Source organism: Rhizobacter sp. P3_B12 (assembly GCF_056402895.1).
This window is the reverse complement of sequence record NZ_JBFUGN010001567.1, coordinates 1-847: the sequence shown is the minus strand read 5'-3', so window position 1 is coordinate 847 and position 847 is coordinate 1. Positions and strand designations below refer to the sequence as shown.

Annotated in this window: 2 protein-coding genes; one reads left to right on the top strand and one right to left on the bottom strand. The window is 72.3% G+C overall.

Translation table 11 applies throughout. The annotated features are described in order from the left end of the window. Positions 1-616 (top strand): hypothetical protein (locus AC1D01_RS36900; RefSeq protein WP_477874802.1); only part of this gene is annotated, 616 nt, incomplete at its 5' end. On the opposite strand, the gene AC1D01_RS36895 is transcribed toward AC1D01_RS36900, so the two are convergent. Further along, positions 617-847 (bottom strand): response regulator transcription factor (locus tag AC1D01_RS36895; protein ID WP_477874800.1); only part of this gene is annotated, 231 nt, incomplete at its 5' end. It lies immediately after the preceding gene.

The window sequence follows — 847 nt, the reverse complement described above, 5'->3', positions numbered from 1 at the left end:
GCTGTACACCGGCGGCAGCAGCCTCGCGTACAGCTTCGCGGACCTGGCGCACCGCGTCGGCTCGGCGCAGTCGACGGTGACCGACTTCCGCGTGACGACCGACGACATCAACGGCGACGAGAAGACGAGCCGCGTGCAGGGCAACGCGAAGGTCGAGCTCGACGGCAGCCTGAACGGCACGACCGAGACCACGAAGCTGCGCTACCTGCCGGCCAACGGGCTGACCGTGACCGACGTGGCGAGCCAGTCGGTGTCGACCTTCTCCGGCGGCACGGCACTGATGCACACGGTGACGCAGGGCGTGGAGCCCACGGTGCAAACGCTGCTGATCCGCGAGGAGTACGCGCAGCTCGCGTTCAGCCGCGGCGGTGTGAACTACGTGGTCGACGGCTTCTTCCAGCTCGACTTCGGCACGCAGCCCGGCGGTTTCAGCGGCAGCGGCACCGTGACGATCAGCGGCAACGGCCAGGTGATCGGCCGCGTGCGCGGCACCGAGGGCGGGCTGGTGGTCGAGATCGTCAACGGCGGCCTGCTCGGCAGCCTTCCGCCGGCGAAGCCGCTGTCCGCGAAGGCGGTCGCCCGCGCGCTGGGCCAGGCGGCGGCGCGCGGCCGCTGATCAGAGCAGCCCGGTCGTCATCGCCTTCAGGGTGGCGGCGGCCCGGGTGGTGCACTCGAGCTTGCGGAAGATGTTCTCGAGGTGGGCCCGCACGGTGCTCGGGCTGATGCCGAGCGTGCGGGCCGCCTCCTTGTTGCTCTCGCCGAGGCTGATGCAGCGCAGCACCTCGACCTCGCGGCCGGTCAGCAGCGCCGCGGGCTCCGCCCCGGGCGGCGGCGCGGCGGCGCGCGA